Source organism: Curtobacterium flaccumfaciens (genome assembly GCF_051548005.1).
GTDB lineage: Bacteria > Actinomycetota > Actinomycetes > Actinomycetales > Microbacteriaceae > Curtobacterium.
Genome location: NZ_JBPUGH010000263.1, coordinates 1 through 1,386, shown reverse-complemented (window position 1 = coordinate 1,386; position 1,386 = coordinate 1). Strand labels below are relative to the sequence as shown.

Below are 1,386 nucleotides of genomic sequence, written 5' to 3'. Positions count from 1 at the left end.
GGAGGACTACAACGCCGCCCGCCGTGCCGCCCTCGGGCTCGAGAAGCTCGAGGAACAGCACACCGTCGCGGCCACCGCGGAAGAGCTCCGCACCGAACAGAACGCCCTCGACGAGATCGCGGCACGGACCCGCGCGGAAGGTGGTGCCCGATGAGTGTCGACGCCGTGCTCTCCCGGATCTCCGAGATCCAGGGCCAGATCGACGCCCTGCGGACGGGGACGGTCGCCGCGACCTCGTCCGCCGACTCCGCTGCGTCCGCCGACGCGTCGACGGCGTTCGCCGACGCCCTCGCCACCGCGAACGGGTCGGGAACCGGATCGACCGGCGCAGCCGGCGCCTCCGGCCTCTCCGCTGCCGCCGGGCTCGCCGGTGCGACACCCGCCACCTCGGTCGACGCCGGGAAGGGCACCGTCGCCACCGGCAGCGGCGCGACCGGGGCCGACGTGGTCGCCGACGCGAAGAAGTACCTCGGCGTCCCGTACGTCTTCGGCGGCACCACGACGGCCGGCATGGACTGCTCCGGCCTCGTGCAGACCGTCTTCAAGGACCTCGGCGTCACCATGCCGCGGGTCGTGCCGGACCAGGCGGAGATGGGTGTCCCGGTCGGGTCACTCAAGGACGCGCAGCCCGGCGACCTCATCGTGCCGAAGGGGGAACAGCACATCGTGATCTACGTGGGCGACGGCAAGGTCCTGCACGCACCGCGGCCGGGCAAGGACGTCCGGATCGTGGACAACTGGTACTCCGATGCCGACATCGCCACGATCCGCCGCATCGTGCCGTCCGCCCAGGACGCCGCCCGGACGGCCGCGGTCGGCAGCGCCGGCGCCACGGGGTCGAGGACCGCGGGGTCCGGCACGGACCTTCAGACCGCCGCACTGATGGCCCTGATGCAGTCCGGGAGCGCCGCATGACCACGATGATCGCGACCACTCCGCCGACCACGGTGTCGCCCGCACGCACCCCGTCCGCCCGTCCTGGGGACGGAGGAGCAGCGTTCGGCGACGTCCTCGCGGGCGCGGGTGCCCGGTCCGTCGACCAGCGGCCCCGCGATCCCTCCACGGAGTCCGCCGGCACGACCAGCCCGCGGCACACCACTCGTCGACCGGACGGTGTGCACGCGCGAGCCACGGGTGGGACCGGTCCGAGCACCACGGACACGGTCGCCGGAGACGCCCGTGACCGCGACGCCCGTGACCGCGACACCGGCACCGGCACCGGTGGCGGCGCCGCCACCGACGTGGTCACGACGCCGTCCGGCGCCGGCACCGCCACGTCCGCACCGGGCACCGGCAACGAGGTCTCGCCGGATGCCGCTCCGGCCCCGTCGACGGACCCGCTCGCCGCCCTGCTCGCCGGCCCCGCCCTGGTCGGCGGGTCCGGCC

General features: G+C 74.8%; 1 protein-coding gene and 1 pseudogene. Both read left to right on the top strand.

All coding sequences use genetic code 11. The features are described 5' to 3' along the window. Window positions 1–150 precede the first annotated feature (150 nt). Window positions 151–915, top strand: a complete 765-nt coding sequence (locus ACSW7Y_RS17195) for a C40 family peptidase (protein ID WP_438127437.1) — start codon at window positions 151–153, stop codon at window positions 913–915. Then, window positions 912–1,386 (top strand): annotated as a pseudogene (locus ACSW7Y_RS17190) (hypothetical protein); the annotation flags it as partial. The gene ACSW7Y_RS17195 and the pseudogene ACSW7Y_RS17190, both read left to right, overlap by 4 nt.